Origin of the sequence: Pseudovibrio sp. Ad26 (genome assembly GCF_001623285.1) — a bacterium.
Classification (GTDB): domain Bacteria; phylum Pseudomonadota; class Alphaproteobacteria; order Rhizobiales; family Stappiaceae; genus Pseudovibrio; species Pseudovibrio ascidiaceicola.
Genome location: NZ_LMCE01000095.1, coordinates 243,848 through 266,118, shown reverse-complemented (window position 1 = coordinate 266,118; position 22,271 = coordinate 243,848). Strand labels below are relative to the sequence as shown.

The 22,271-nt window shown below is 52.1% G+C and carries 15 protein-coding genes; 5 read left to right on the top strand and 10 right to left on the bottom strand.

The features are described from left to right. Nucleotides 1-154: 154 nt before the first annotated feature. Nucleotides 155-7,423: a hypothetical protein gene (locus PsAD26_RS22545; RefSeq protein ID WP_063312200.1), complete on the bottom strand. Its 7,269-nt coding sequence runs from the start codon at nucleotides 7,421-7,423 to the stop codon at nucleotides 155-157. Nucleotides 7,424-7,944: 521 nt separating this feature from the next. Here PsAD26_RS22545 and PsAD26_RS29870 point away from each other — a divergent pair. From PsAD26_RS29870 to PsAD26_RS22530, 3 genes are all read left to right on the top strand, one after another. Further along, nucleotides 7,945-8,106 carry a hypothetical protein gene (locus PsAD26_RS29870; RefSeq protein WP_208985814.1) on the top strand — a complete coding sequence of 54 codons (162 nt, stop codon included), beginning with the start codon at nucleotides 7,945-7,947 and terminating at the stop codon, nucleotides 8,104-8,106. 333 nt (nucleotides 8,107-8,439) lie between these two features. Then, on the top strand, nucleotides 8,440-8,724 hold the full coding sequence (locus tag PsAD26_RS22535) for an Hpt domain-containing protein (RefSeq protein WP_063312199.1): 285 nt from the start codon (nucleotides 8,440-8,442) through the stop codon (nucleotides 8,722-8,724). A 121-nt stretch (nucleotides 8,725-8,845) separates the two neighbouring features. Beyond that, nucleotides 8,846-9,166 (top strand): 2Fe-2S iron-sulfur cluster-binding protein, encoded by a 321-nt coding sequence (locus tag PsAD26_RS22530; RefSeq protein ID WP_008547474.1) that lies wholly within the window; start codon nucleotides 8,846-8,848, stop codon nucleotides 9,164-9,166. Between the two features lie 70 nt (nucleotides 9,167-9,236). Here the strand turns inward: PsAD26_RS22530 and PsAD26_RS22525 are convergent, their stop codons facing one another. Beyond that, nucleotides 9,237-10,454 (bottom strand): MFS transporter, encoded by a 1,218-nt coding sequence (locus tag PsAD26_RS22525; RefSeq protein WP_063312198.1) that lies wholly within the window; start codon nucleotides 10,452-10,454, stop codon nucleotides 9,237-9,239. A 108-nt stretch (nucleotides 10,455-10,562) separates the two neighbouring features. Here PsAD26_RS22525 and PsAD26_RS22520 point away from each other — a divergent pair, with 108 nt between their 5' ends. Next, entirely contained in the window at nucleotides 10,563-11,348 is a 786-nt protein-coding gene (locus PsAD26_RS22520; RefSeq protein WP_063312197.1) for a helix-turn-helix transcriptional regulator, read from the top strand. Nucleotides 11,349-11,354: 6 nt separating this feature from the next. On the opposite strand, the gene PsAD26_RS22515 is transcribed toward PsAD26_RS22520, so the two are convergent. From PsAD26_RS22515 to PsAD26_RS22480, 8 genes are all read right to left on the bottom strand, one after another. Next, the gene (locus PsAD26_RS22515; RefSeq protein WP_208985813.1) at nucleotides 11,355-13,058 is read right to left on the bottom strand and encodes a DUF3011 domain-containing protein; all 1,704 of its coding nucleotides are present in this window, start codon (nucleotides 13,056-13,058) and stop codon (nucleotides 11,355-11,357) included. Nucleotides 13,059-13,290: 232 nt separating this feature from the next. Then, nucleotides 13,291-14,466, bottom strand: a complete 1,176-nt coding sequence (locus PsAD26_RS22510; protein WP_063312196.1) for a VWA domain-containing protein — start codon at nucleotides 14,464-14,466, stop codon at nucleotides 13,291-13,293. A gap of 71 nt (nucleotides 14,467-14,537) precedes the next feature. Further along, the gene (locus PsAD26_RS22505) at nucleotides 14,538-15,062 is read right to left on the bottom strand and encodes a GrpB family protein (RefSeq protein WP_063312195.1); all 525 of its coding nucleotides are present in this window, start codon (nucleotides 15,060-15,062) and stop codon (nucleotides 14,538-14,540) included. 84 nt (nucleotides 15,063-15,146) lie between these two features. Further along, on the bottom strand, nucleotides 15,147-16,208 hold the full coding sequence (locus tag PsAD26_RS22500; protein WP_063312194.1) for a TIGR01620 family protein: 1,062 nt from the start codon (nucleotides 16,206-16,208) through the stop codon (nucleotides 15,147-15,149). Next, nucleotides 16,205-17,701, bottom strand: a complete 1,497-nt coding sequence (locus tag PsAD26_RS22495) for a YcjX family protein (RefSeq protein WP_063312193.1) — start codon at nucleotides 17,699-17,701, stop codon at nucleotides 16,205-16,207. Before PsAD26_RS22495 ends, PsAD26_RS22500 begins: the two co-directional genes overlap by 4 nt. Nucleotides 17,702-17,794: 93 nt before the next feature. Beyond that, complete coding sequence (locus PsAD26_RS22490; protein ID WP_063312192.1) at nucleotides 17,795-18,325, bottom strand: histidine phosphatase family protein; 531 nt, start codon at nucleotides 18,323-18,325, stop codon at nucleotides 17,795-17,797. Between the two features lie 402 nt (nucleotides 18,326-18,727). Beyond that, nucleotides 18,728-19,369 (bottom strand): hypothetical protein, encoded by a 642-nt coding sequence (locus tag PsAD26_RS22485; protein ID WP_208985812.1) that lies wholly within the window; start codon nucleotides 19,367-19,369, stop codon nucleotides 18,728-18,730. Beyond that, entirely contained in the window at nucleotides 19,369-20,205 is an 837-nt protein-coding gene (locus PsAD26_RS22480; RefSeq protein ID WP_063312191.1) for a MoxR family ATPase, read from the bottom strand. The genes PsAD26_RS22485 and PsAD26_RS22480 overlap by 1 nt, the downstream gene beginning before the upstream one ends. A gap of 326 nt (nucleotides 20,206-20,531) precedes the next feature. On the opposite strand from PsAD26_RS22480, the gene PsAD26_RS22475 reads away from it, so the two are divergent. After that, nucleotides 20,532-22,223 carry a flagellar hook-basal body complex protein gene (locus PsAD26_RS22475; RefSeq protein ID WP_063312190.1) on the top strand — a complete coding sequence of 564 codons (1,692 nt, stop codon included), beginning with the start codon at nucleotides 20,532-20,534 and terminating at the stop codon, nucleotides 22,221-22,223. The last annotated feature ends 48 nt before the right edge of the window (nucleotides 22,224-22,271 follow it).

Below are 22,271 nucleotides of genomic sequence, written 5' to 3'. Positions count from 1 at the left end.
GAGGGTTTTGGGGTCGAAGATCGCAAAAACTGAAAGGTGTGAGAGGCAAAACACAAAAGCAGCGGGTATGACGGCTGGCGTAGCTGTGCTGAACCAACAAAAAAGGCTCCTGAAAATATCAGGAGCCTTTTTTGATTTTGAATGTCTGCAGCGCTTAGTCGAAGCGGCCACTTGCGTGAGCAAGCATAGTGTAAACCTTGCCAGTATCAGAGGTCAGGTAGGTCTGACCGAGCTGATTGTCGCTGTCGCTTCTGGAGACCTGGGACAGAAGTTGCTCGAAGTCCTGAATGTAACGCTCAACTGCGCTGCGGAACTCAGGATCGCGGCCATATTTCTGACGGATCTCGTCGAAGGTTTGCTGACCTTGCAGGGTGTATAGACGGCGGGTGAAGACATCACGTTCGCCACGCTTGTAACGCTCCCACAGATCCACAAAGGTTTCATGATCAACTGCACGAGCAATGTCCATGCTCAGGGAGTTGAGGGATTCAACCATGTGCTGCGGGGTGCGTGCGTTTGCTGTGTCACGCGGATGTCCGCCCATTGTGTCTTCATCGTCTGATGCGCGGCGGAGCAGGTCGCTGATCCAGCCCTTGGATGTGCCGTTTCCCTGCGGAGCAGCTGCTGGCGCTGGCTGCGGACGCTTTGCGCGTGGAGCAGGTGCTTCCATGCGGCGAGGGGACGGGGCCATGCGGGCAGGTTTTGCGCCGGTGGCTGCAACTTGCTGCAGTGTTGGTGCTTCAGCTGCTGCATACTGGCTGGTTGCTGCCACAGCTGCCGGAGCAGCGTTGACTGCGCGGGCTGGTTCTGCTGGCGTGGACACATCGAACTGAGAAGACTGGCGGGACACGATTGTGGAGAGTTCCTCCAGTGCCTTCACCTGTTCGCTCACGATGCGACGCAGTGCAGAGGTAGATGCTTCTGCTTCATCTGGCAGAGCCAGAATACCTGCATTCAATTCAGAGCGGGTTGCTTCCAGCTCATGGTGCACTGAACGGGCAACTTCACGCATGCGGGATGTTGCATCGGTAAAGCGCTCGGATGCTTCAGTGACGGTGGACTTCATGTCATGAAGGATATCATCGTGGGCAGCTTTAACTGCGTCACGTGCCTTCTGACCTTCCATACCAGCGGTCATGCGCATGCTTTCGAACTGCTCAGTTACAGACTTGGTCGCAGCTTCTGCAGCAGCACGGAGCATGCCGGAAACTTCGCGGGCCTTGTCGTCAGCAACTTCAAGCGTATCACCAAGGGTGTTGGTGTAGTTCGCCATGAGCACTTCAACATCAGAGGTTTTCTTGATCAGCGTGTCTGCAACCATTTCGATTGCCATGCGGCGGTCTGTGAAGCGACTGTCAACATGGGTATTGGTTGCTTCCAGATCTGCAATGGCCTGACCGAGAAGCTGGTTCTGGTCTTCCATGCGACCTGCGATCTTCGCAGCGTCTGCAAGCACGGTATGTGTTGTGTTGCGGAGCTGGCCGACCTGGTTCTCGATGGTGGCGTTTGCTGCTTCAGTCTCGGTAACAGCACGGTCGATCGCGGTTCTGAACTCACCTGCACGGTTTGCGAGGTTGGTTTCAACTTCAGACAGGTTCTCACTTGCGGATGCAAGGATCTGACGAAGGCTTCCGTTGGATGCGTTGAGGCGTGTCAGGATTTCGGAGACATCTGTTTCCAGACGCTCTTTGGTACCTGTCATCACGTTCACAGCCATCCGGGTGCGATCTTCGATGGTGTTGCCGATGCCGTCGATGGTTTGTGTCAGAGCATCGGTTGCGACTGCACCCTGACGGGTGACGGTCTCTGCAACTTCCTGACCCTTTGTGGAGACTGCGTTGAGCAGGACGTTCATGTCGGCCTGCATACGCTCGCGGCTGTCGTCCAGACGGGTTGTTGCGATGTTGCTGCGCTCATCGATTGCAGTCACGATCTTGTCGCCAGCTTCAACCAAATCGCGTGTTGCCTGCAGACCGTTCTGTGCGAAGCGGTCAGAGACCTCACGGCCCTTCACGGCCACTGCATCCAGAATTGCGTTCTGGACTTCGTTGACGCGTGTGGTGAGGTCATGAGCGCGGTTTTCGATGGCAGTGATCAACTCGCTGCCGTCCTTGCCGATGATCTCGGAAAGCTCAGCAGAGCGGCTGCCGAAGGCATCGTTGAGGTTCTCGGCTTTAACCAGCAGCTCGTCTGCCACGGACTTGACGCGGGTGGACAAGGTGCCTGCTGCTTCTTCGATGGTGGTGAAGACGCGAGCACGAACTTCGTCGGTTTCGCCAGCCAGAAGCTTGCGGACGTCTTCTGCAGATTCTGCGAGGATCGTCTTGGAGCGTTCGCTTTCTGCGGAAAGGCGGCCAGTTACCAGCTCGATAGTCTGGGACAGATCACCACGAACCTTGTCGCTTTCGCCGGTGAGGGCGCCAGACATTTCAGCAAGGGTTGCGGTGTACATGGCGCGGGCGTTTTCGCTTTCCACGGCCAGAGCGTTAGCTGCCTGAGCCACAGTGCTGAGAACGCGCTGTGCGACTTCGTCGCCTTCCTTGGTAAGCGTACCGCGTACGGTTGCCATGGCATCGGAAACAGCTGCTGCTGCTTTCTCGCCTTCGCCTTCCAGAGAGTTACGGGCTTCGCCGATGGAGTTGGAAACGATTTCCTGCAGACGCTCGCCTTCTTTGCTCAGTGTGCCGGAAAGCTGCTCTACGCTGCTGACAACCTTCTCGGTTGTGAGGTCACGTTCCTGAGCAAGGCGATCGGATGCCTGACCAACGACTTCGAGGATAAGGTCGCGAACACGGGTGCTTTCGGAGCCAAGAGAAGAGGTTGCCTCTGCCATTGCGCTTGTAAGCGTGGTTGCTGCCTTCTCGCTCTCGTCTCCCATGGTGGAGGAGATTGCTTCGAGGCGATCGTTGAGGATCGTTTCGAGGGCTTTGGAGCGGGTGTCGAGTGTTTCTGCAACTTCGAACACTTTGGAGCCAAGAGAAACGTTGATCTCTGCGACCTGCTCGAACAAAGCGTCGGTGAGGTTCTTGGACTGCTGAACGATGATGCTGCCAGCTTCTTCCAGACGGCTGTCGAGCGCTTCGTTGATCTCGGTCTGACCGTCGTGGAATGCCTTGGCAATCTCGCGGGTGCGGCTGACCAGAGTTTCGGAGATCTGCTTGGCGCGTGCGTCCAGAGCCTGATCGATGCGCTCTGTGCCAGTGGACAGAGAGTCTGCAAGGTGTTCTGCACGGTCAGAGATGACAGTTGCAGCTGCTTCGACCTTGTCGCCGACTGCCTGATCGAAGGTGGACAGGCTTGTGGAGATTGTCTCTTCGATAGCTTCGGAACGCTGCGCGAGGATTTCGCCGATCTTCTCTGCACGATTGGAGAGTGAGACGCCAACCTGTTCCACACGCTCGGAGAGATTGACCGCAATGATGTCGGTACGATCTTCGAGGATCCTGGAGATGGATTGGGTTTTCTCTTCCAGAGTGCTTGCGATGATGCCAGTGCCCTGTTCGACCGCGTCTGCCAGCTTGGTGGTGCGGCTTTCGATGGTCTCGGTGAGGGCTGCTGCGCGTGTATCGAAGCTCTGCTCAAAGGTGTTGGTGCGTTCTTCGAGTTTCGCGTCGAGTGTCTCGATGCGATTGTCGAAGGATTCGCCGATGTTCTGACTGCGCAAATCGAGGGACTGAACAAGATCGGAACCGCTTTCGGTAACAACCTGTTCCAGTTCTGCCAGTTTGCTTGCCAGGCCATCGTTCAAAGCACGGCCACGGATGTCGAGGGTTTCGGTAATGCGATCGCCGATTTCGGTCAGATCAGCTGTTACGCGCTCACCACGAGAGCCGATGAGGTATGCCAGCTGTGTACCGGTGTCAGCCAGTTTGTCAGCCAGTTCCTCCGTGCGCAGGCCAAGTGCGCCGGTGATGTCGGTTGTTGTGCTTTCAAGAGCGGTCTTGAAGGCGGATGTCTGTTTGCTGATGGTGTCAGCAACTTCTGCACCGCGCTCTGCCAGACGCTGATCCAGCTCAGCACCGTTGATGGTGATGCTCTCATAGATCTGAGTGCTGACGTTGCCAAGACGGTCAGCCAGCTCGCTGCCGCTAACTGTGATGGTTGTGCCGAGTGTGTTTGCCGTGTCATCCAGACGGGTTGCGATGTCACCACCACGTAGGGACAGATCTGCAATGATGCTTTCACCAGCGCCGCGCAACACTTCGGAAACCTCAGTGGAGCGGTGGGACAGTGTGTCGATGAAGTCGGTGCACTGAACAGCTATTGCTTCATTGATCTCGCGACCACGATTTGCAATGCCTTCTGCTGCCTGTTCGCCGGTTGAGCGCAGGGCAGTGTCCAGATTGGTCACACGCTCATCAACAACACCCATCATCTCTTCGGTGCGGCCTGTGATCGTATCGATCAGGCGGCCACTTGTGAGAGACAGATTGGCGTTGATTTCTTCACCACGGGTAAGGATCTCGTCGGAAAGACGTGTGCTTGCGGAGGTGAAGTGATTGGTGATGCCAGAGATAGAAGTTTCGAGCGTTTCATGCAGCTGCGCGTTTGCACTGCCGAACTGATCGGAAACTGTTGTGACTGTCAGGTTCAGCGTATCTGTCAGCTGAGTATTGGCGGTGTTTACAGTCTCGTTCAAGCTGCCAACACCGGTTTCCATAAGCGTTGAGATTTGTGTGCTTGCGGAATTGACGGTTTCGTTGAGGCTGCCGACGCCTGTATCCAGCGTTTCGGAAATGATCGTGTTTGCAGTTTTGACCGAGTCGGTCAGGCTGCCCACACCGCTGTCCATGATCGTTGAGATCTGGGAGCTTGCTGCATTGACGGTTTCACTGAGGTTGCCGACGCCTGTGTTCAGCGTTTCGGAAATGATTGTGTCTGCAGTTTTGACCGAGTCGGTCAGGCTGCCCACACCGCTGTCCATAATCGTAGAGATCTGGGAACCTGCAGCATTGACGGTTTCGCTGAGTGTGACAACGCCGCCCTCCAAAGCCTCGGAGATATGCTCTTTTGCACCAGAAACAGTGGTGCTGAGACTGGAGACGCCATCTTCCAGAGCTTCTGTGATGTTGGCGGTCGCGCCGGATACAGATGCTGTGAAGTTGGATGCGCTGGTGTCCAGTGTTTCTGTCAGCTGTGCGGATACGCCGTAAACACTCTCGTTGAGATTAGCTACGCCGCTTTCCATTGTCTCTGCCATAACAGAGGTTGTGTTGCTAACCGTTTGAGACAGAAGCTCAACGCCGCTGTCCAGAGACTGAGAGAGTTCGCCGCTGACGCCATCCACTGTACGGGTGATGGTATCGATGCCACCCTTCAGGGTCTCAGTCAGGTTGTCGTTTGCTGTAGTGATCTTCTCAGTGACTTCGCTGGAAGCGGTGAGAAGTGTCGTTGTCAGCTCGGAACCTGCGGTTTCGACACTCTGGTTAATGGAAACAATACCAAGGTTCATTGTTTCTGTCAGGGTGTCGTTCGCACTGTTGATCTGATCGGTCACAGTGGAGGTTGTTGTTGCCAGAGCTTGCGAGAGTTCGGAGCTTGCGCTTGTGACGCTTGTGCTCAACTCTGTAACGCCGTTTGAAAGAACAGCGCCAATCTGCGAGCTTGCGCCCTCAGCAGCAGAGCTGATGGACTGAACGGAAACGTTGAGCGTATCGGTGAGGGACGCATTTGCTTCGGTTAGCTGCTCGGTAACGGTTGATGTGGTGATCACCAGTGTCTGTGCCAGCTCGCCGCTGGTTTGCGAAACGCTGGATGTAAACTCGGACAGACCGTTGGTCAGTGTGGAGTTGAGTTCTGTGTTTGCTGCACTGATCTGGCCAACAACATCACCGGATGTGGTTACCAGAGTTTGTGTCAGGTCAGAGCTTGCTCCAACAAACTGTGCCGTTACAGAAGAGACGGTCTCTTCGATAGAGGCCGTCAGCTCAGTACCCTGCGCCTGCAGAACGCCTTTCATGGCTTCTGTCTGGTCTGTGATGGTTGCAGACAGTTCTGCGCCAGCAGCACCGAGTGTTGCGTTCAGAGCATCGCCGCGTTCTGCCAACAGGTCGCTGATTTCATTGCCGCGAGTGGAAAGACCCTCAACAATTTCAGTTCCGGTGGAGGACAGGGAAGCGGTGATTTCATCGCTGCGGCTCGCCAGATTGTCAACGAGTGCTTCTGAGGTTTCAGAAAGACGGGTGTTGAGGTCTGTGCCGCGCTCGGTCAGGTTATCAATGAAGGAGTTTGCGGTAGAGGAGAACTCTTCATTGATGGAAGAACCGCGCTCGTGAAGTGTTTCAGAGAGCTTGGAGCCGGTGTCGGAGAGTGTTTCAACCAGCTCTGAGCCGGTAGAGGTGAGGCGCTCGACATAATCATCGGAGCGAACGGTCAGCGAGGAGACCATTTCGCTACCAGCTTCAGTGAAGCTGTCGGTTGCTTCTGTGACGCGATTTTCGATCTTGCTTGTCATCTGCTCAAGCGTAGCGTCGATCGAACCGGTTAGGCGTTCCCGGGCACGATCAACAGAGGAGGCGAATTCCTCTGATGTGTTCGCGAGTTGTGATGCAAGATTTTCGTGGGAGCCGGAGATGGTTTCACGAACCAGCTCTGCGTTTGCCTGAATGGCTTCACGCTGGCTGACAAGTTCTTCCACCAGACGGCGAATTTTCAGTTCGTTGTCATTATAAGAGTTCTCAAGGGAAGAGACTTCCTTATGAATGAGAACTTCCAGCTCGCTGGCACGTGCAATCGCGCGTTCAATGCCGTCGCCCATGGCGGCAGCTTCGCGGCGGATTGCCTGACCAACGTTCAGGATGCTTTCTTTTGCAACATCTTCAGGCTCAGCAAGACGAAGAGCAACTTCCGTCATGCCGCGTGCGACGTTGCGCATTTCCTGTGCTCGCCAGAACAGGAGAGCCATAACCCAGACAAATGCAATTGGAACAACAATAAAGACGGAAATGAGAACCAGCGTCGGGTTTTCAAATACGCCTGAGAAGGAGGATGATTTTTCAAGCTGAGCAGCGAATGAGCCCCAGGACATTGCCAAGCCAAGGCTGGCCCAGACAACGGAAACTGCAAATGCGAACCAGAACGGAGCTGCAGAAGGCTTGCGCTGCAGAGCAAACATCAGTGAGCCAATGGACTGGCGGTCATCATTGCTTGCTGTGGGCGGGCGGCCACCACGGCCACGTTTGCGAACCTGTCTCGGAGCTTGATTTTCTTCTACAAGCTGAGCCAGTTTTTTATCAGAGGAAGGAGCTGTTGTTACAGACTCCGTTGCAGGGCTAGCAGACATTTGCGGGGGTTCCGCAGTGGTGCTCTCCTGTTCACTGGATAAAATAGACTCTTGTGGAGCGCCAAAATCAGCCTGAAGGGCTTCTTCTACCGCTGACAGAGCCACTTCCGATGGAGCTTTCGCCTTCGGGGTGTTCGCCATATCTCGCCTCGCGTCCGTACTCTCTACTTGCCGGTCGTCAGCACATTTTTCGCCTTTTGTGCCGGCGCCGTCACCACAAGGTGTCCGTCCTACGCGAAATACATTCCTCCCAAACAAGAAAGCATTTCAGACAACAATAGGTTTCGCCCCATGCAATCCGACAGCTCTGAATTGAGAGCACCGTCGAACTTCTAGGGCCAAAAACAGGGAGTTTTCAGAATCAAAGCGGACCGTTAATGTTAACGATACCTTAAGATTTAGATTTCCCCACCTTGCAGCTACCCTTAACCTAATGGCACAATCCGGTGGACTGTACAACAGAAGTTGCCGGGATTTTTAGGTGCCCTACGATAAGTCACAGGCAGCAATTTTGGGGGGAACTCACTATGGCTAATCGCGAAAATTCTCCAGTCAGTTCTAAAGGTTCCAATCGTCCGAGTCCCACGCAACTCAAATGGTTAAGGCGAGGTCTTAACGAAGCAGGTGGAAAGTAACCGCTGTTCGATGAGAGCGGTCGACAAGTGCCAGCTGCAACTGTGCGGGCGTGTATTGCAGCAGGGTGGGCGGAGCCTTGGTTTTCCAACCCGTTGAAGCCGGATTGGCTCGTTTGTAAGCTGACCGATACGGGACGTGCGATGCTGGAGCGTGATGGTAATTCGAAAAATCTTGTTAACCATCTTTAACAGAGCGTCTTGTCAATTTTAACGTGTAATGGCAGTGAGAGCCGGTGACGAGGTCACGAGTCTAGATTTGAATCTGGGCGGTAGGATCTTGTTAACCATGAAATAAAAACCTGTGTTTTCTTTTGGGGACTAGATTCCGTTGCCTATGGGAAATGAGGGGTAGAGTCACTGCAGAGTCTTGGTGGTGGCAGGGTTTGAGTCACTCAAGCGAATCAACTTTCCGAATATCGCGATAACTTTGAGTCACTTGGCTGTGTTTGGAGGCCTAACGTAAACTTGGCTATGGAACTACATAAAACTACAAGTGCTATATGTAGGGATCACTTCTCTTCTGTGACGTTTGATGACCCGGATTTGCAAGGTCAGATCCTGGAGATGTTTGCTCACCAGATAGAAGAGTTTCGTCGGGGATTGTGCGAGACAATGGGAACAGAAGCCCTTCGTGCTTTGCTACATCGCTTTAAAGGCTCTGCGCGCGGTGTTGGTGCGTTTGCGCTTGGGGAGGCGCTGGAGCAAGCTGAGCAGGAAGCTGCGAACGGAGCTGTGCCATTGCTGGTGACTGTTGAGACTTGCCTTACGGAGGTGTCTGCGGATCTTTCAAAGCTGCGGAATTTGTAATGCGAGATTGGCTGCGCGGGTTTGACCATAAGGTCTGGCCCAGAAGTTCTTGAATAGCTGGGCGCCTGCATGTATCTGAAGACAACAGAATAAGCCAATCAGGGTCGGGACGACTTTAAATATGCCAAAGATTACTTTCATCACCTCATCAGGTGAAAGCCATGAGGTGGATGCTGCTGCCGGTTCTACCGTTATGGAGAACGCGATTAAGAACATGGTTCCTGGAATTGAAGCGGAATGTGGTGGTGCCTGCGCTTGCGCGACCTGTCACGTGTACGTGGACCCAGCGTGGAATGACAAGACTGGTGAACCAGAGCCTATGGAAGAAGATATGCTCGACTTTGCTCAGGACGTTCGTGATACGTCTCGCCTTTCCTGTCAGATCCGTGTGACTGACGAAATGGATGGTCTCGTGGTTCACATTCCAGAGAGCCAGAGCTAAGCAGTGCAGAGCTTGAATGAAAAAAGGCTGGTCCGATTGGGCCAGCCTTTTTTGTTGGGTAATGGAATGCTTACTCAGCGCCGACGGCTTGTGGCTGACGGGCAGGGACCCAAACGGTTTCCATGCCAGGTTCTGGATTGCGCGGGATCATGCGGCTCAAGATCAGGCTGACGGCAGCCATGGATGCGCCTGCGATGAACACCAGTGCAGGGGAGAAAAGCCAGATCGTGCCGAAGACCACCGGAATCACCACAGCTGCGATGTGGTTGATCGTGAAGTCTACCGCTGATGTTGGTGCGATGTCTGCTGGGTTTGCGATCTTCTGGAAGTAGGTCTTCATCGCGATGGCCATGGCGAAGAAAGCATGATCAATCACGTAAAGAGTGCCAGCCACGTACACGTTGGTGACGAAGGCGTAGGACAGGAAAACGATGATTAGTCCGACATATTCGCAGGTCAACGCAGTCCGCTCACCAACCCGACCGATGAACGCACCGATCTTTGGAGCGAGGAACATGTTGATTGCGCCATTCAGCAGAAACAGCGCTGCAACTTCATGCACTTCGTAGCCAAAGCGTTCGACCATCAGGAAGCCTGCGAAGACTGTAAAGATTTGACGGCGGGCACCACTCATGAAGGTGAGCGCATAGTACAGCCAATAGCGTTTGCGCAGGATCAGCTTTTTGTGCTGTTCCACGTGTGCTTTGTACTTTGGGAAGGCAAAGGCTGCAAAGATAGTTAGAGCCATGCCTGCAATGCCTGCCCACAGGAACACTTGCTCATAGGATAGGTCAAACGTCTTCCAACCGATCATGATCGAGCCGTAGATGCACAGTGAGACCAGTGATGAGACCGCAATAATTTGTCCGAGCAGTGCCGGGGCGTCTTTCTTGGGTAACCACTGCAGGGATAGAGACTGCATGAGCGTCTCGTAGTAGTGGAAGCCGAAAGACATGATGAGGGTGGTGGCATAAAAGCCAATCGCGGATGGGAAGTATCCGGTGATTGCAATGCCGAAGCCCATCAGACCCAAAGAGATCAGCGTGAACGTTTGTTCTTTGAAGATCAACAGCATGAAAATGACAGTGAATGCCAGCAGGCCGGGGATTTCGCGGATGGACTGCTGAATGCCGATTTCTTGGCCGGTGAAATCGAGCGTGTTGACTGCAAAGTTATTGATGAGGTTCCACCACACAGAAAATGAGAGCTGTGAGGCGACGGTGAGGACCAACAAAAATACAAAGGGTGAGCGCCAGTCGGCTCTGATGTCTTTAATGATATTCAACATGGTGCTTCGTTCTTAGAAATGAGTTTTGCAATTAAGTAAGCGAAAAGTTTGTTTACGTGATAGCACTAGTTTGCCAAAAAATATCTTGAAGTCGCCAAGAGGTGTTTGATGCCCATTCATGCTGATGTTTTTGCAGACCCACATGAGGTGGATCGTCCGCAACCCATTGTTGCTTATGCGGTAGATATGCCCATCGGTGGGCAGGGGGAGCCGCATGCGCATTCACGCGGGCAGCTGGTTCATATCATGCAAGGGTCCACGACGGTGTTTACCGAGGAGGGGACATTTGTTGTACCGCCAGAGCGTGCAGTCTGGGTTCCCGGAGGTATGGTGCATCGGACTGTCTATCCGATCAAAACACAGTTTCGAAGCCTGTATCTGCGAGAGGACTGGTCTGAGCGGCTTTCCGATAAGCCTGTTGTGGTGCAGGTGACGCCGCTCTTACGCGAGCTGATACAGGAGATTATGGCAGCGCCCCGGGACTATGCGCTTGATGGGGCGACAGCGCGGATTGCGCAGGTGATTGTTGATCAATTGAAGAGTTTACCAGATGCGCCGCTGCAATTGCCGATGCCAGTCAACCACGCGCTTTTGAAAGAGCTTTGCCAGTCTATCCTGTCATGCCCTGCGCACCTGCCGAGCCTTGCGGATGCTGCGGAGCGGACGCTTATGTCCCAGCGCACGTTTGAGCGGCGGTTCTTTGATGAGACGGGCTGGAGTTATCGCAAATGGTGTGGGCAGGCCAAGCTGTTTCGTGCTTTGGAGCTGCTCTCAGCAGGCCGAAGTGTGGGTGATGTGGCTTTCAAACTTGGCTATGAAGGGCCAAGTCCGTTTATTTCTCAGTTCCGCAAAGCCTTTGGCACGACGCCGGGCAAATACTTCAAGACTGCGTAGCCTAGGTTATTTGCTGGCGCTGCATGCGCTGATGAAGTTGCGAACGTGCTTAGCGCTGCCTTTGAGGCTTACGTTGTAGATAGCATAGCCGCCCAGATTGATCTTCAGTTCGTTGTCTCGCACCATTCGGTTCCAGAGCGAGGAGCCATTACTCAAAGTGAGGAGTGGCAGGGAAACACCGGCCTCCTGATTCAATGAACTGCCGACGCCAACATAGCTTTCCTTGAAGCGTCTCGTGCTTAGCGAAATCAGGATACTATCGCCTTCCTGGAGTGCAGGGACGGTTGACTGAAACATAATCTCGATGTCACCGCTTCCAGCTAGGCAGCGGGCAAAAAAGTCTGTGTCGTCTGTTTCTGGCACGCCATGGACCAGAACAGCGCTCTTGTCGCCTGCACCTGTTGGAAGGCCTGACACCCAGACATAAGGACCGTCAAATCCATTCAATGGAGCTTTTTCCTGAAGGAACTTATCGGGGTTTGGCAGAAGGTCTTGTGTTATGAGGTCTGTGTTTTGCTCATGGAAAACAAAGTGTTGAGCCGCTCTTCCGTTGCTGTTGAGGGCGCAGGAGAAGTTGAAGGGCACGTACATGCCCTGACTTTGGTAGACACCGCGGCCCGCGAGCTTGTCTCCTGTTCGTACCAGTACCGGTTTCTGGTTCATCTGCTGATTGGTGAAGGTGCCGAGACCCAGGTAGACAGGCGGCATCTCTGACAGGGAGTTCTTGGTCGCAATGATCTTACTGCCCAGTGTGGAGCAAGCGCGGCGGGCCTTCCAGAGTGGTTCGGCTACATTGATTACCAGGTCATCTTCCGGCGCGATCTGGCTGTTTTTCAATGGTGGTAAGTCTTGTGTCACAACCTGCGTTGGAGGTGCTGCCTGTGGAGATGTGCTATCCCGCTTCAGCTTGTAATAACATGCTTTTCTTGCGGCAGGATCTGGGTCTCCGAAGAAGTCAGTCCGGCAATGAACATCACCTTTCGCTGTCTTTTCATAAAACGCGCCGGGTCTGCCGAAGCGAACCGTTGTCGCGTAAGGCAACTCACAGACTTGAAATTCAAGGGCACATTTGCGCCATCCGTCCTTCGTAAATTCAGGAAGTTGCGGAATGGGGGTGATCACACCACCTGAGCTGGCGGACTTGATCTGTTTCTTTAGCGAAGACGAACTGGCACTTACCGTATTTACGGTTTTGCGAGCGTACGGTTTGTTGCCAACATAGAAGATGCCAGAACAGCCTTTATCCGTCCAAAGATGTGACGGGACGACGCCCCAGCTTTCATTGAGTTTGCAGAGCGCTGAAGAGGTCTGGCGCAGCAACTGGACGTAATTGCGGTTGGCGTTCGAGATCTTGCATTTGGTGTAGCCAGCATTCTCAGAAGCACAAACAACCACGTTGGTGCCATCAAGACGATCTGGCGTGTTGGCGATATGGTTTGCTGTTGAAGGCCTGTGCGTCGGGTCGCTGCTATGTATGTTATCGCCCTCAGGTTTTCTGGTGAGGGTGTTGGTCAGGCAATCGATGAATTCCGGGCTGTCCAAAGCTGCATCGGATTTGTCGAGGCAGCTTTCAATTATGAGCGCTGGAATAAGCGAGTTAATGGGCGGAATTGTTGTCGCGTTGGCATTGGCAGCAAGGAACGGTGCAATGAAGGCGATGGTGCCTGCCGATGTCCTTGTAAACAGTTGCCACAAAATAGATTTGCTCACAGCATAGCCTCTCTTAGCCCTTCTGGTGCACTTGTTGCCTAACGCAATCAGCTTGCGCCCAGCTGAAAGCGTGTTGCAGCTTCTACTCCAAAACAGGTGTGAAGCATGCTTTTTGCCAAGCGCGGTTGCTGTCTAGATCTCAATGCTACTTGCAGTCTAGTTGTAAAATTACAAAAAAGGGAGGTTAAATGCGCTGTGTCGTTTGATTGAATCCAATCAAGCGGAACACGCTCTAGCGCACAAGTTCCTTCATGGCGGAATCCATACCTTCCAGGGTGAGAGGGTACATGCGCTGATCAAACAACTCTTTCATCATGCCGATGGAATGGGTGTAATCCCAATGCTTTTCCCGTACCGGATTGAGCCAGACTGCTTTTTGATAAAGGTCTGTCACGCGTTTTAACCAGACGTTGCCTGCTTCTTCGTTCCAATGTTCGACTGAACCGCCGGGATAAGTGATCTCATAGGGGCTCATTGAAGCGTCGCCAATAAAGATCACTTTGTAATCGCTTGGATATTTATGGAGTACGTCCATCGTGTTGATGCGCTCTGTGTGGCGGCGGTGATTGTTTTTCCAGACGAACTCATAGAGGCAGTTGTGGAAGTAGAAGTATTCCATCACCTTGAATTCGGTTTTGGCAGCAGAGAACAGTTCTTCGCAGACGCGAATGTGGTCATCCATTGAGCCGCCGATGTCAAAGAATAGAAGTACTTTGACTGAGTTGCGCCGTTCCGGGCGCATTTGGATGTCGAGCAGGCCTTTGTGGGCGGTGGATTTGATCGTGTTGTCCAGATCCAACTCATCAGCTGCTCCGGTTCTGGCGAATTTACGCAGGCGCTTCAGGGCCACCTTGATGTTGCGGGTGCCTAGTTCAACCGTGTCATCCAGATCCTTGAACTCACGCTTGTCCCAAACCTTGACGGCGCGGCGATGGCGGCTGCCGTCCTGTCCAATCCGAATGCCTTCAGGGTTGTAGCCATACGCGCCGAATGGGGATGTACCGCCTGTCCCGATCCATTTGTTGCCGCCCTGATGGCGCTCTTTCTGTTCTTCCAACCGTTTTTGAAGTGTTTCCATGAGCTTCTCAAAGCCGCCCATGGATTCGATAAGCTTCTTCTCTTCCTCAGAAAGATGTTTTTCTGTGAGCTTGCGCAGCCACTCCTCTGGAATGTCTGTGGTTGCCACTTCGCTCATCAGGTCCAATCCGTTGAACGTGTGGCCAAAGACGCGATCAAACTTATCTAGGTTGGATTCATCTTTGACCAATGTTGCGCGGGCGAGGAAGTAAAAATCCTCTACGCGCTTGCCGGCCAGATCAACGTCCAGCGCTTCCATAAGCGTAAGATACTCGCGTACGGATACGGGCAGGCCTGCGGATTTTAGCTCTTCGAAAAACTGAATAAACATGGGGTCACATTATGCGATTGAGCGGTGCAGTGTCGAGAGTGCAATTGACACCTTAGGCAAAAGCATAGGGATCAATAGGAGCCTCTTGCCCAGTCAATTGCTTTGGCTAGATGTAGTTCAACGAAATCATTCTTGCCTTCACGATAGGCTTCGACGTCTCCGTTGACCTCCTGTGCCGTCTTCTTCTTCAGGTGGGCGTATTTCTCGCGAACGTCAGGGTGTGCTTTCAGGTAATCACGAAAGGCCAGATGCTGGTAGACGTGTGGATCTCCTGATTTGAACGCATGGAGGTGGTGGGTGCGGTTGTCTCCGCCTTTTTCGAAGTAGCGGCGGCCTTCAATACCGTTCTCGCCTTTGGCAACATAGCCGAGATTGATCAGCTTTGCAGATTGAGCATCGAGTGCTGTGATGCTGGAGACTTCCAGCAGGATGTCGATAATTGGTTTGGCAGCAAGGGCTGGTACAGAAGTGCTGCCAATGTGGTGAATGTCTTCGACAATATCTCCGAGCAGCTCACGCAAAATTTCTTGCTCCAGCCGGAACTCTTCGGCCCAGTTGTCTTGTGCATCTACCACTTTGACTTTGCGTGTGATCATAGCTGTGTCTGCCGCCTTTGTTTCGCCAGTCCTTTGAACATACCAAGAGATTGGGGGAAGCACAGGGCTGGCGTGAGATATTCGTTAATCTTGGTCGACAATCTCATCTGGGGCAGATTTCGTGATCTCGCTCATGAGCTCTGTTAGCGATGGGCCTTTTGTGGCGACGAATGGTGCAGGGCGGCAGGTTTGAATTGCAGCAACGCCAATACGTGCAGTGAGGAAACCGTTGACCAATCCTTCGCCAAGGCGGGCGGAAAGTTTTGCCGCTAATCCCTGACCAATGAACTGTTCCAGCAGGCTATCTCCTGCTGCCATGCCACCTGTGACGGCCAGGTGAGCGGCTACATCTCGTGACAAGCGCCAGAAACCGAGCGCGCCGGGACGAGCTCCATAGAGGCGAGAGATGCGGCGGACAATGCGCAGGTTCTCGTAAAGAACGATCAGGATATCAACGAGTGCACGGGGTGAAAGTGCGGTAACTACAGAAACACGCTTTGCGCTTTCCATGACGATTAAGCGCGCGCGGGCATCCATCGGGGCCATCAGCTCCCGTTCTGCCAGCTTGACGAGATCTCTCCCATCAATGATTTCCTGCATATGACCTTTGAGTTGAGCACGGCCATGAGCTGTTTCCGGACGGTCTGCGTAGAGTGCCATTAGCTTTTGTAGAGCTGCACGGGCTTCTTTATCGCTATCATTGTCTGCTGCGGTTTGGAGGTCATCGCGTATATGGTCGATTTGCTCCAAACGAGAGAGTGCTCGCCATTCTTTGAAGAACAAACCGATCAGTCCGAGAAAGCCGAGAGCGGTGAGGCCAACAGCTGTCCAGCCCAGCCAGTCATAGCGGGCAAAGAGATCTCTGATCAGGCTATCGACTGCCAGGCCAACGGCAAGCGAGACGAGGCCACCACCGCCAATGGCGATGATCTTGCTCCAACGACTCTTTGCAGGCTTCGGCTCTGGCGCTACATTGTTTTGTGGCAGGGTCAATGCATTTTCGTCTTCTTCTGATACAACGGCTTCAGAAGAAAGTGGTTCCTGCGCAAACTCTCCCTCCAGCCGGACGGAGCTGTCATCCAGTTTGAATGCTTTCGGTGCACGGCGTGCCTGAGGCTTATGTTGCTGTGTTTTCTTGTTGGTCATGCGAGTTTGTCTCCCAGCAAGAACTCCATTGCACTGTCCAGGCGGATGTGAGGGAGGGATAAGGTTAGCCCCTCTGCTGTCCGTTCCATCTTTGGAGGGCGGAAGCGCACATACTTCAATGCAGTCTGGTCTTCCGGTGTGTCATGGTTTTGCTCGGTGGAGAACAGATCACCCAGATCGTCAGGAAGGTCTCCGGGGAAAATGGCGGCTTCTTCTTCACCGTCAAACCTCATCTCACCGATGGTTTCTTCTGGCATTGGCGTACCGAGGAGCGCAGGGGTTTCTGCACCATCGTGGTGGACGGTTGCCTGACGAGTGGCTCTTACGGATGCAAGGGCGAGTGTTTCAACTGAAGCTCCAGAGAATTCTGCGCGATTGATTGCGCGTTCAACCAGCTGTTTGAGGAGCAACTCCAAATGATCATGATCCTCGCGTCGCAGATGATCTGCCTTTGTGGCTGCAAACAAAATGCGGTCGATCTTGCGAGAGACTATTGAGAATAGCCAGCTTGCTTTGCCCGGTCTGAATGCACCCAAAATCTCAGTGAGGGCACCGCTCAAATCATCCAGGGCCTCGGGGCCAGCGTTGATTGCTGTGAGTGCGTCCACGAGCACAATCTGTCTATCCAGTTTGGCAAAGTGGTTTTTAAAGAACGGTCTCACCACGTGCTTGCGATAGGCCTCATAGCGGCGCTCCATGATGGCGAGGAGCGTGCCTGCTTTGGGCTTGATCTTCGTGTCACCCAGATTGAGCGGGGCGAAGGTGAGGGCTGGTGTGCCCTTCATATCGCCGGGCATAAGGAAGCGACCGGGTGGCAGCATGGAAAGCGCGTTTTCATCATCTCGGCAGCGGCTCAAATACGTGGTGAAGGTGCTTGCTAGATCCTTTGCAATGTCCTCTGAAAACTCATCGTGCAGCTTATCTTGATAGCGCGCGAGTGTTGACAGGAACTCTTCAGACAAATCTGACCTTGCTTTAGCGCGTTTCAGGGCTTCCTCAGAGAACTGCCGGAAATCTTGTTGTAGCAAAACAAGGTCGAGGAGCCATTCACCAGGGTAGTCCACGATGTCGAGGTGTAGTTTGCCGCCGCCTAATTGACGGTTCAGGAATGTGGCTGACTCGTATTCAATGGTCAGGCGAAGTTCGGAGATTTGGTGTGTGGACTCAGGCCAAAGGCGATCTTTTGTCAGTGTCTCGACATGCTGCTCATAGTTGAAGCGCGGGACGTTGTCATCGGGCTGGGGCTGAAGATATGCGCGTGCAAGCCGTCCTGTGCCGGCAGCATCCAGCAAGGGCAGACGGCCTCCGGCAATGAGATTGTGAACGAGGGCTGAGATAAAGACAGTCTTCCCGGAACGTGCCAATCCGGTTACACCCAGGCGGACCGTGGGGACTGTCAGATTAATTGCAGACCCAGTCAAATTGTCCAATGCTGTTTGTGCATCAGTCAGGGCCAGCTTAGCGTTTTTAAATAATGAATTCAGTGGGCTCACAGATCATCCTCCAAGGAACGATGTGGTGCGTTCTTTGGAGGAATGCAATCGTAAATACGTCAATAAATGCCGTATTGCGCAAAATTTTTCTAGTCAGGAGCCTGAAACAGCCTGTAGGTGCCGAGGTTGGAAGAATGAGACGATCCTTCCTTTCTTACATTCAATTTCTGACCAGCGGTGTTCCTCAAAGTCGATTACGGCGAGTGCTCCGGTTGGGTACTTGGATTGCATCTGGTGTATGTACTCAGGGTTGCCTTTTCCTGTGAGTTCAAGGGCCGTGTCCTGAATGGCTGTGTTGTGCCCGACGATAAGAATTGTGTCGAAGCCACCGCCATAGGCGCGGATCGCATCAATGTAGTCGCCTTCGCTGGAATTATAGAGATCCCTGAGTAGTTGAATGCGCGTATCATTTCGTAGGTATGGCATCACTTCCATGAGTGTTTGCCGTGTCCGCAGAGCCGTAGAGCATAAGATCAGTTTTGGATGCATATGATGTTGGTGGATGTGGGCTCCAACCCTTGCTGCGGCTTTCCAACCACTGGTGTTAAGGGAACGATCATGATCGTGAGCACCCTCGTCACTCCAGTCGGATTTTGCATGGCGTAACAGCATCAGGCGAAGCATATGTTATCCTCCAGATATACTTTATTACTTTATGTTCCTAAGAGGTAGAAACATTCTAAGTTGTATTTGTGATGCTGTGCTATATCGCAATGCAGCATAACTGTATGGACTTGTTTGCTTGTTGCTTGCTTTGTCTCTGTTTGAAACCTACATGTTTTTGATTGAATTTGGAAGGTAATAGTATTCCCCTAATAGTATGGGGTTTTTAGCTTACAATTACTGAAATATTTATAAGTGATGCATGCATTCGTAACTGAGTTCATTTCAGTGGCACTGACAGGATATTTAGTTGGCATAATGGTTTAGCCAACTGTGCTGGTCGCTTGCGCTGCGATGTGTCTTAATGTGTGCATTGCACTGATGTAGGTGCGTTGGGCGATCTGCCAATATGGCTGCGCTGCGTTAGTTGCGGCGCTGTTCCTGTTCGACGCGAAGAGTGAGCTTTTTGAATTGCGCTCGGATCTTCTCAAGTTCACTGACAGGGAGATCATCTGAAATGGATGCCCAGACCGTGTAGTCGGCACTTGGTGCTGTATAGGCAGTGAAGCTCTCGACGCGTCCCATCCGCATTGTTGTTTCGGTTCGGAATGCAACTTCGTTTTGCGGTGTCTTCAGATCCAGCGGTTTGAAATGGCTTTGACTATATCCGCTTTTGAAGTTGTTTATGAGAGCTGTCGCCGTGTCTTTTTTGTGCCGGCGGAAAATGACTTTGATCTCGCCGTTTTCGGTTTCGTAAATGCAGCCGATACCGAGTTCTTTCAGATCGGGAACGAGAGCTGATCTAGAGAGCTTACTGATATAGTCCGGGCAGAACATGCCGGTGAAATGCGTGAGGGCGTCCACATCTTTGCGCCAGCCGTTGTGCAGGGTATGCGGCTGGTAAAGAAGACTTTCTGAGATGGTACTGTTTGCCTGGGCAAATAAGCTGCCAGATAAAAGGAGGCAGCTTGCGAAAAGTACTCTTGATGCATAGATAAGCATGCGCTGACTCAAAAAACTGGTTTTATTGTTTTGTTTCATTTTCAAGCCAGGCAATACAGGCATCAACGGCGGTTCATAAAGGCGAGGCGCTCGAACAAATGAACGTCCTGCTCGTTCTTGAGAAGTGCACCGTGCAATGGCGGGATGATTTTCCGGTTTTCGGTTTCGCGGAGTGTTTCCGGATCAATGTCTTCGTTCAGAAGCAGCTTAATCCAATCCAGAAGCTCTGAAGTTGATGGTTTCTTCTTCAGGCCCGGCAAATCTCTGAGGTTATAGAACGCGTTGAGTGCTTCTTTTAGCAGGCGATCTTTGATTTCACCGAAATGCACATTGACGATCTCAGTCATTGTTTCTGCGTCTGGGAACTTGATGAAGTGGAAGAAGCAACGGCGCAAAAATGCGTCTGGAAGATCTTTCTCATTGTTTGAGGTGATGATCACGATCGGACGCTGTTTTGCTTTGATCGTGTCGCCAGTCTCGTAAACAAAGAACTCCATACGATCCAGCTCTTGAAGTAGATCGTTTGGGAACTCAATGTCAGCCTTATCAATCTCATCAATCAGAAGAACCGGGCGTTCATTCATTTCAAAAGCAGTCCAGAGTTTGCCTTTGCGAATGTAATTGCGAATGTCTTTTACGCGCTCATCGCCAAGCTGACTGTCGCGGAGGCGAGATACGGCGTCATATTCGTAAAGGCCTTGCTGCGCTTTTGTGGTCGATTTGACGTTCCACTCAAGGAATGGGACGCCTAAACTCTGAGCGATTTCCTGCGCTAGGACAGTTTTGCCGGTTCCAGGTTCGCCTTTTACAAGCAGGGGGCGCTCAAGGGTAATAGCCGCGTTGACTGCGATCCGAAGATCTTCTGTGGCAACGTATTGGGAGGTCCCTTGAAATTTCATCGCTAAATCCTGCTTGAGTATCGTGATTTGGCGAAAACACTAATCTCTCGATAGGCAATGGGCAATCCCTGCAGCGTTGCGCTATTGGGCTTATCTAGTGGTTTCGATCTTTGCTCGGTTTCTTTTACTTCTCTGGGAATTATGTGCCGGGTAAGGCGAGTTATTTGCCGGGTTCGGGCAGGAAATCCTATGTTTTACAATAAGTTAAAATTGTAAATTATTGAAATGGTTGAGTAAATTGCGTTTTTTTAGTTTGGCACGTAAGTTGCTTTTAGTGATCAAAGATCTGCGCAAGCATGAGCGAATTTGAATTCTAGGTGGGCTCGATGAGTATTTATGGTGCTATCAACGCTGCAACGACCGGTTTGGACGCACAGTCCAAGGCGTTGGAGAACATTTCCGGTAACGTGGCGAACTCTTCGACCACTGGCTATAAACGCCTTGATACAAGCTTCTCCGATCTTGTTTCCAGTACAGGTAGTCGGCAGGCTGAACAGGTTTCCGGTACTGTAATTGCGACTTCTCGTGCCACTAACTACTTGTCTGGCGATGTCACATCCGCTGACCGCAACACCTACATGGCGATTAACGGGCCAGGGTATTTTCTGGTTACCAACAGAGATGGCTTAGGTCAGGAAACTCCTGAGAGTTACTATACGCGTGCTGGTGACTTTGAACTGGATACTGAGAGAAATCTGGTTAACTCCGCGGGCTATTTTCTGCAGGGGTACCCGATTAACCCTGCAACGGGTGCTGTGAGTGATCGTGCAGTGCCAATTCAGGTGTCTGATGCTCCGATGCCAGCGCAACCATCGACGCAAATCAATTATCAGGCGAATTTGCCATCCAAGCCGACGACTGCGAACTATCAAAAAGCAGATGGTGCGGCTAACTCGCAGTATGTTGATTTGAGCGTGTTTTCCAATCCAGACGAACAATCAACACTCGCTTTGAATGATGACGGTGCACCTGCAACATTGCTTACAGCAGAGAGCAAGTTGTTGCCGTCAAACCAGTTTGAAGCTGATAGTGTGTTGACATTGAAGGTGGGGCAGCATGACCCTGAAGTGTTGGATATTGATGCCAATACGACTGTTCAGGATCTGCTTGATAAGCTGAATGGGATGCATGGAGTAACAGCTCAGATCAATGCACTTGGCGAGATTGAGATCTCATCCTTCGAGACATTAACAATCGATCAGGCGGGAAGTGTACCTTCTTCAGGTAGCGTACTCGATATGGACTTTGCTCCTCAGCCTTTACCCTCAACTGGTACTTATAATCCTGACGTTGTCACGGGTGATAAAGCTGACGATTTCATTAAGTCCTCTGTCGCTGGTGGGCAGGAAACTGTTTACGACGAGAATGGGACACCAGTTAACGTTGAACTACGCTGGGCGTTGAATGCAGAGAATAAGTGGTCACTTTTCTACAATACGAACACTAATGCGTCTGGTGATGAAGTTGCGTGGAAAAAAGTCAGTGACATGTCATTCGACGCAGCTGGTCGTTTGACGTCACCTGCTTCAGGCTTAGTTGATATTCCTGATCTTGAAGTCAATGGTGTCGGTATGGGCGACATTACCTTCAAGTTTGGTCTTGATGACTTAACCCAATATGAAGATGTAATTGGTGGTGCATCCAATATTGGCACTTCACAGGACGGTTTCCCTTCCGGAAAACTTCAGGATGTTTCCATTGATGCTGAAGGTAATGTGATTGGGAAGTACTCCAACGATAAGTCCCAGAAGCTCTTTAAGATTCCAGTTGCGACTTTTGCTGCGGAGCAAGAGCTTCAGCGTGTTGACGGTGCGGCTTTTTCCGAGACCTCTACTTCTGGCGAGCCTGACTTTAGGAACGGCGGTACGATCCGTGCGAAAGCGCTAGAGAGCTCGAATGCTGACATCGCCAAGGAGTTCTCGAAGTTGATCATCACTCAACAGGCCTACTCGGCGAACTCGAAAGTCTTGTCGACAGCAAACCAGATGTTGGATTCAGTTCTTAATATCGTTCGATAAACTGGTGTTGGGGTAGGCTATTGCCTACCTCGTTGCCTTAAGGAGTAT

Excerpts from the sequence above, each read along its gene's own strand:
- PsAD26_RS22510 (WP_063312196.1), bottom strand. The coding sequence starts at position 14,466 with ATGTTTATTCAGTTTTTCGAAGAGCTAAAATCCGCAGGCCTGCCCGTA.
- PsAD26_RS22505 (WP_063312195.1), bottom strand. The coding sequence starts at position 15,062 with ATGATCACACGCAAAGTCAAAGTGGTAGATGCACAAGACAACTGGGCC.
- PsAD26_RS22520 (WP_063312197.1), top strand. The coding sequence starts at position 10,563 with ATGCCCATTCATGCTGATGTTTTTGCAGACCCACATGAGGTGGATCGT.
- PsAD26_RS22490 (WP_063312192.1), bottom strand. The coding sequence starts at position 18,325 with ATGCTTCGCCTGATGCTGTTACGCCATGCAAAATCCGACTGGAGTGAC.
- PsAD26_RS22485 (WP_208985812.1), bottom strand. The coding sequence starts at position 19,369 with ATGCCTGTATTGCCTGGCTTGAAAATGAAACAAAACAATAAAACCAGT.
- PsAD26_RS22475 (WP_063312190.1), top strand. The coding sequence starts at position 20,532 with ATGAGTATTTATGGTGCTATCAACGCTGCAACGACCGGTTTGGACGCA.
- PsAD26_RS22480 (WP_063312191.1), bottom strand. The coding sequence starts at position 20,205 with ATGAAATTTCAAGGGACCTCCCAATACGTTGCCACAGAAGATCTTCGG.
- PsAD26_RS22500 (WP_063312194.1), bottom strand. The coding sequence starts at position 16,208 with ATGACCAACAAGAAAACACAGCAACATAAGCCTCAGGCACGCCGTGCA.
- PsAD26_RS22530 (WP_008547474.1), top strand. The coding sequence starts at position 8,846 with ATGCCAAAGATTACTTTCATCACCTCATCAGGTGAAAGCCATGAGGTG.
- PsAD26_RS22545 (WP_063312200.1), bottom strand. The coding sequence starts at position 7,423 with ATGGCGAACACCCCGAAGGCGAAAGCTCCATCGGAAGTGGCTCTGTCA.
- PsAD26_RS22525 (WP_063312198.1), bottom strand. The coding sequence starts at position 10,454 with ATGTTGAATATCATTAAAGACATCAGAGCCGACTGGCGCTCACCCTTT.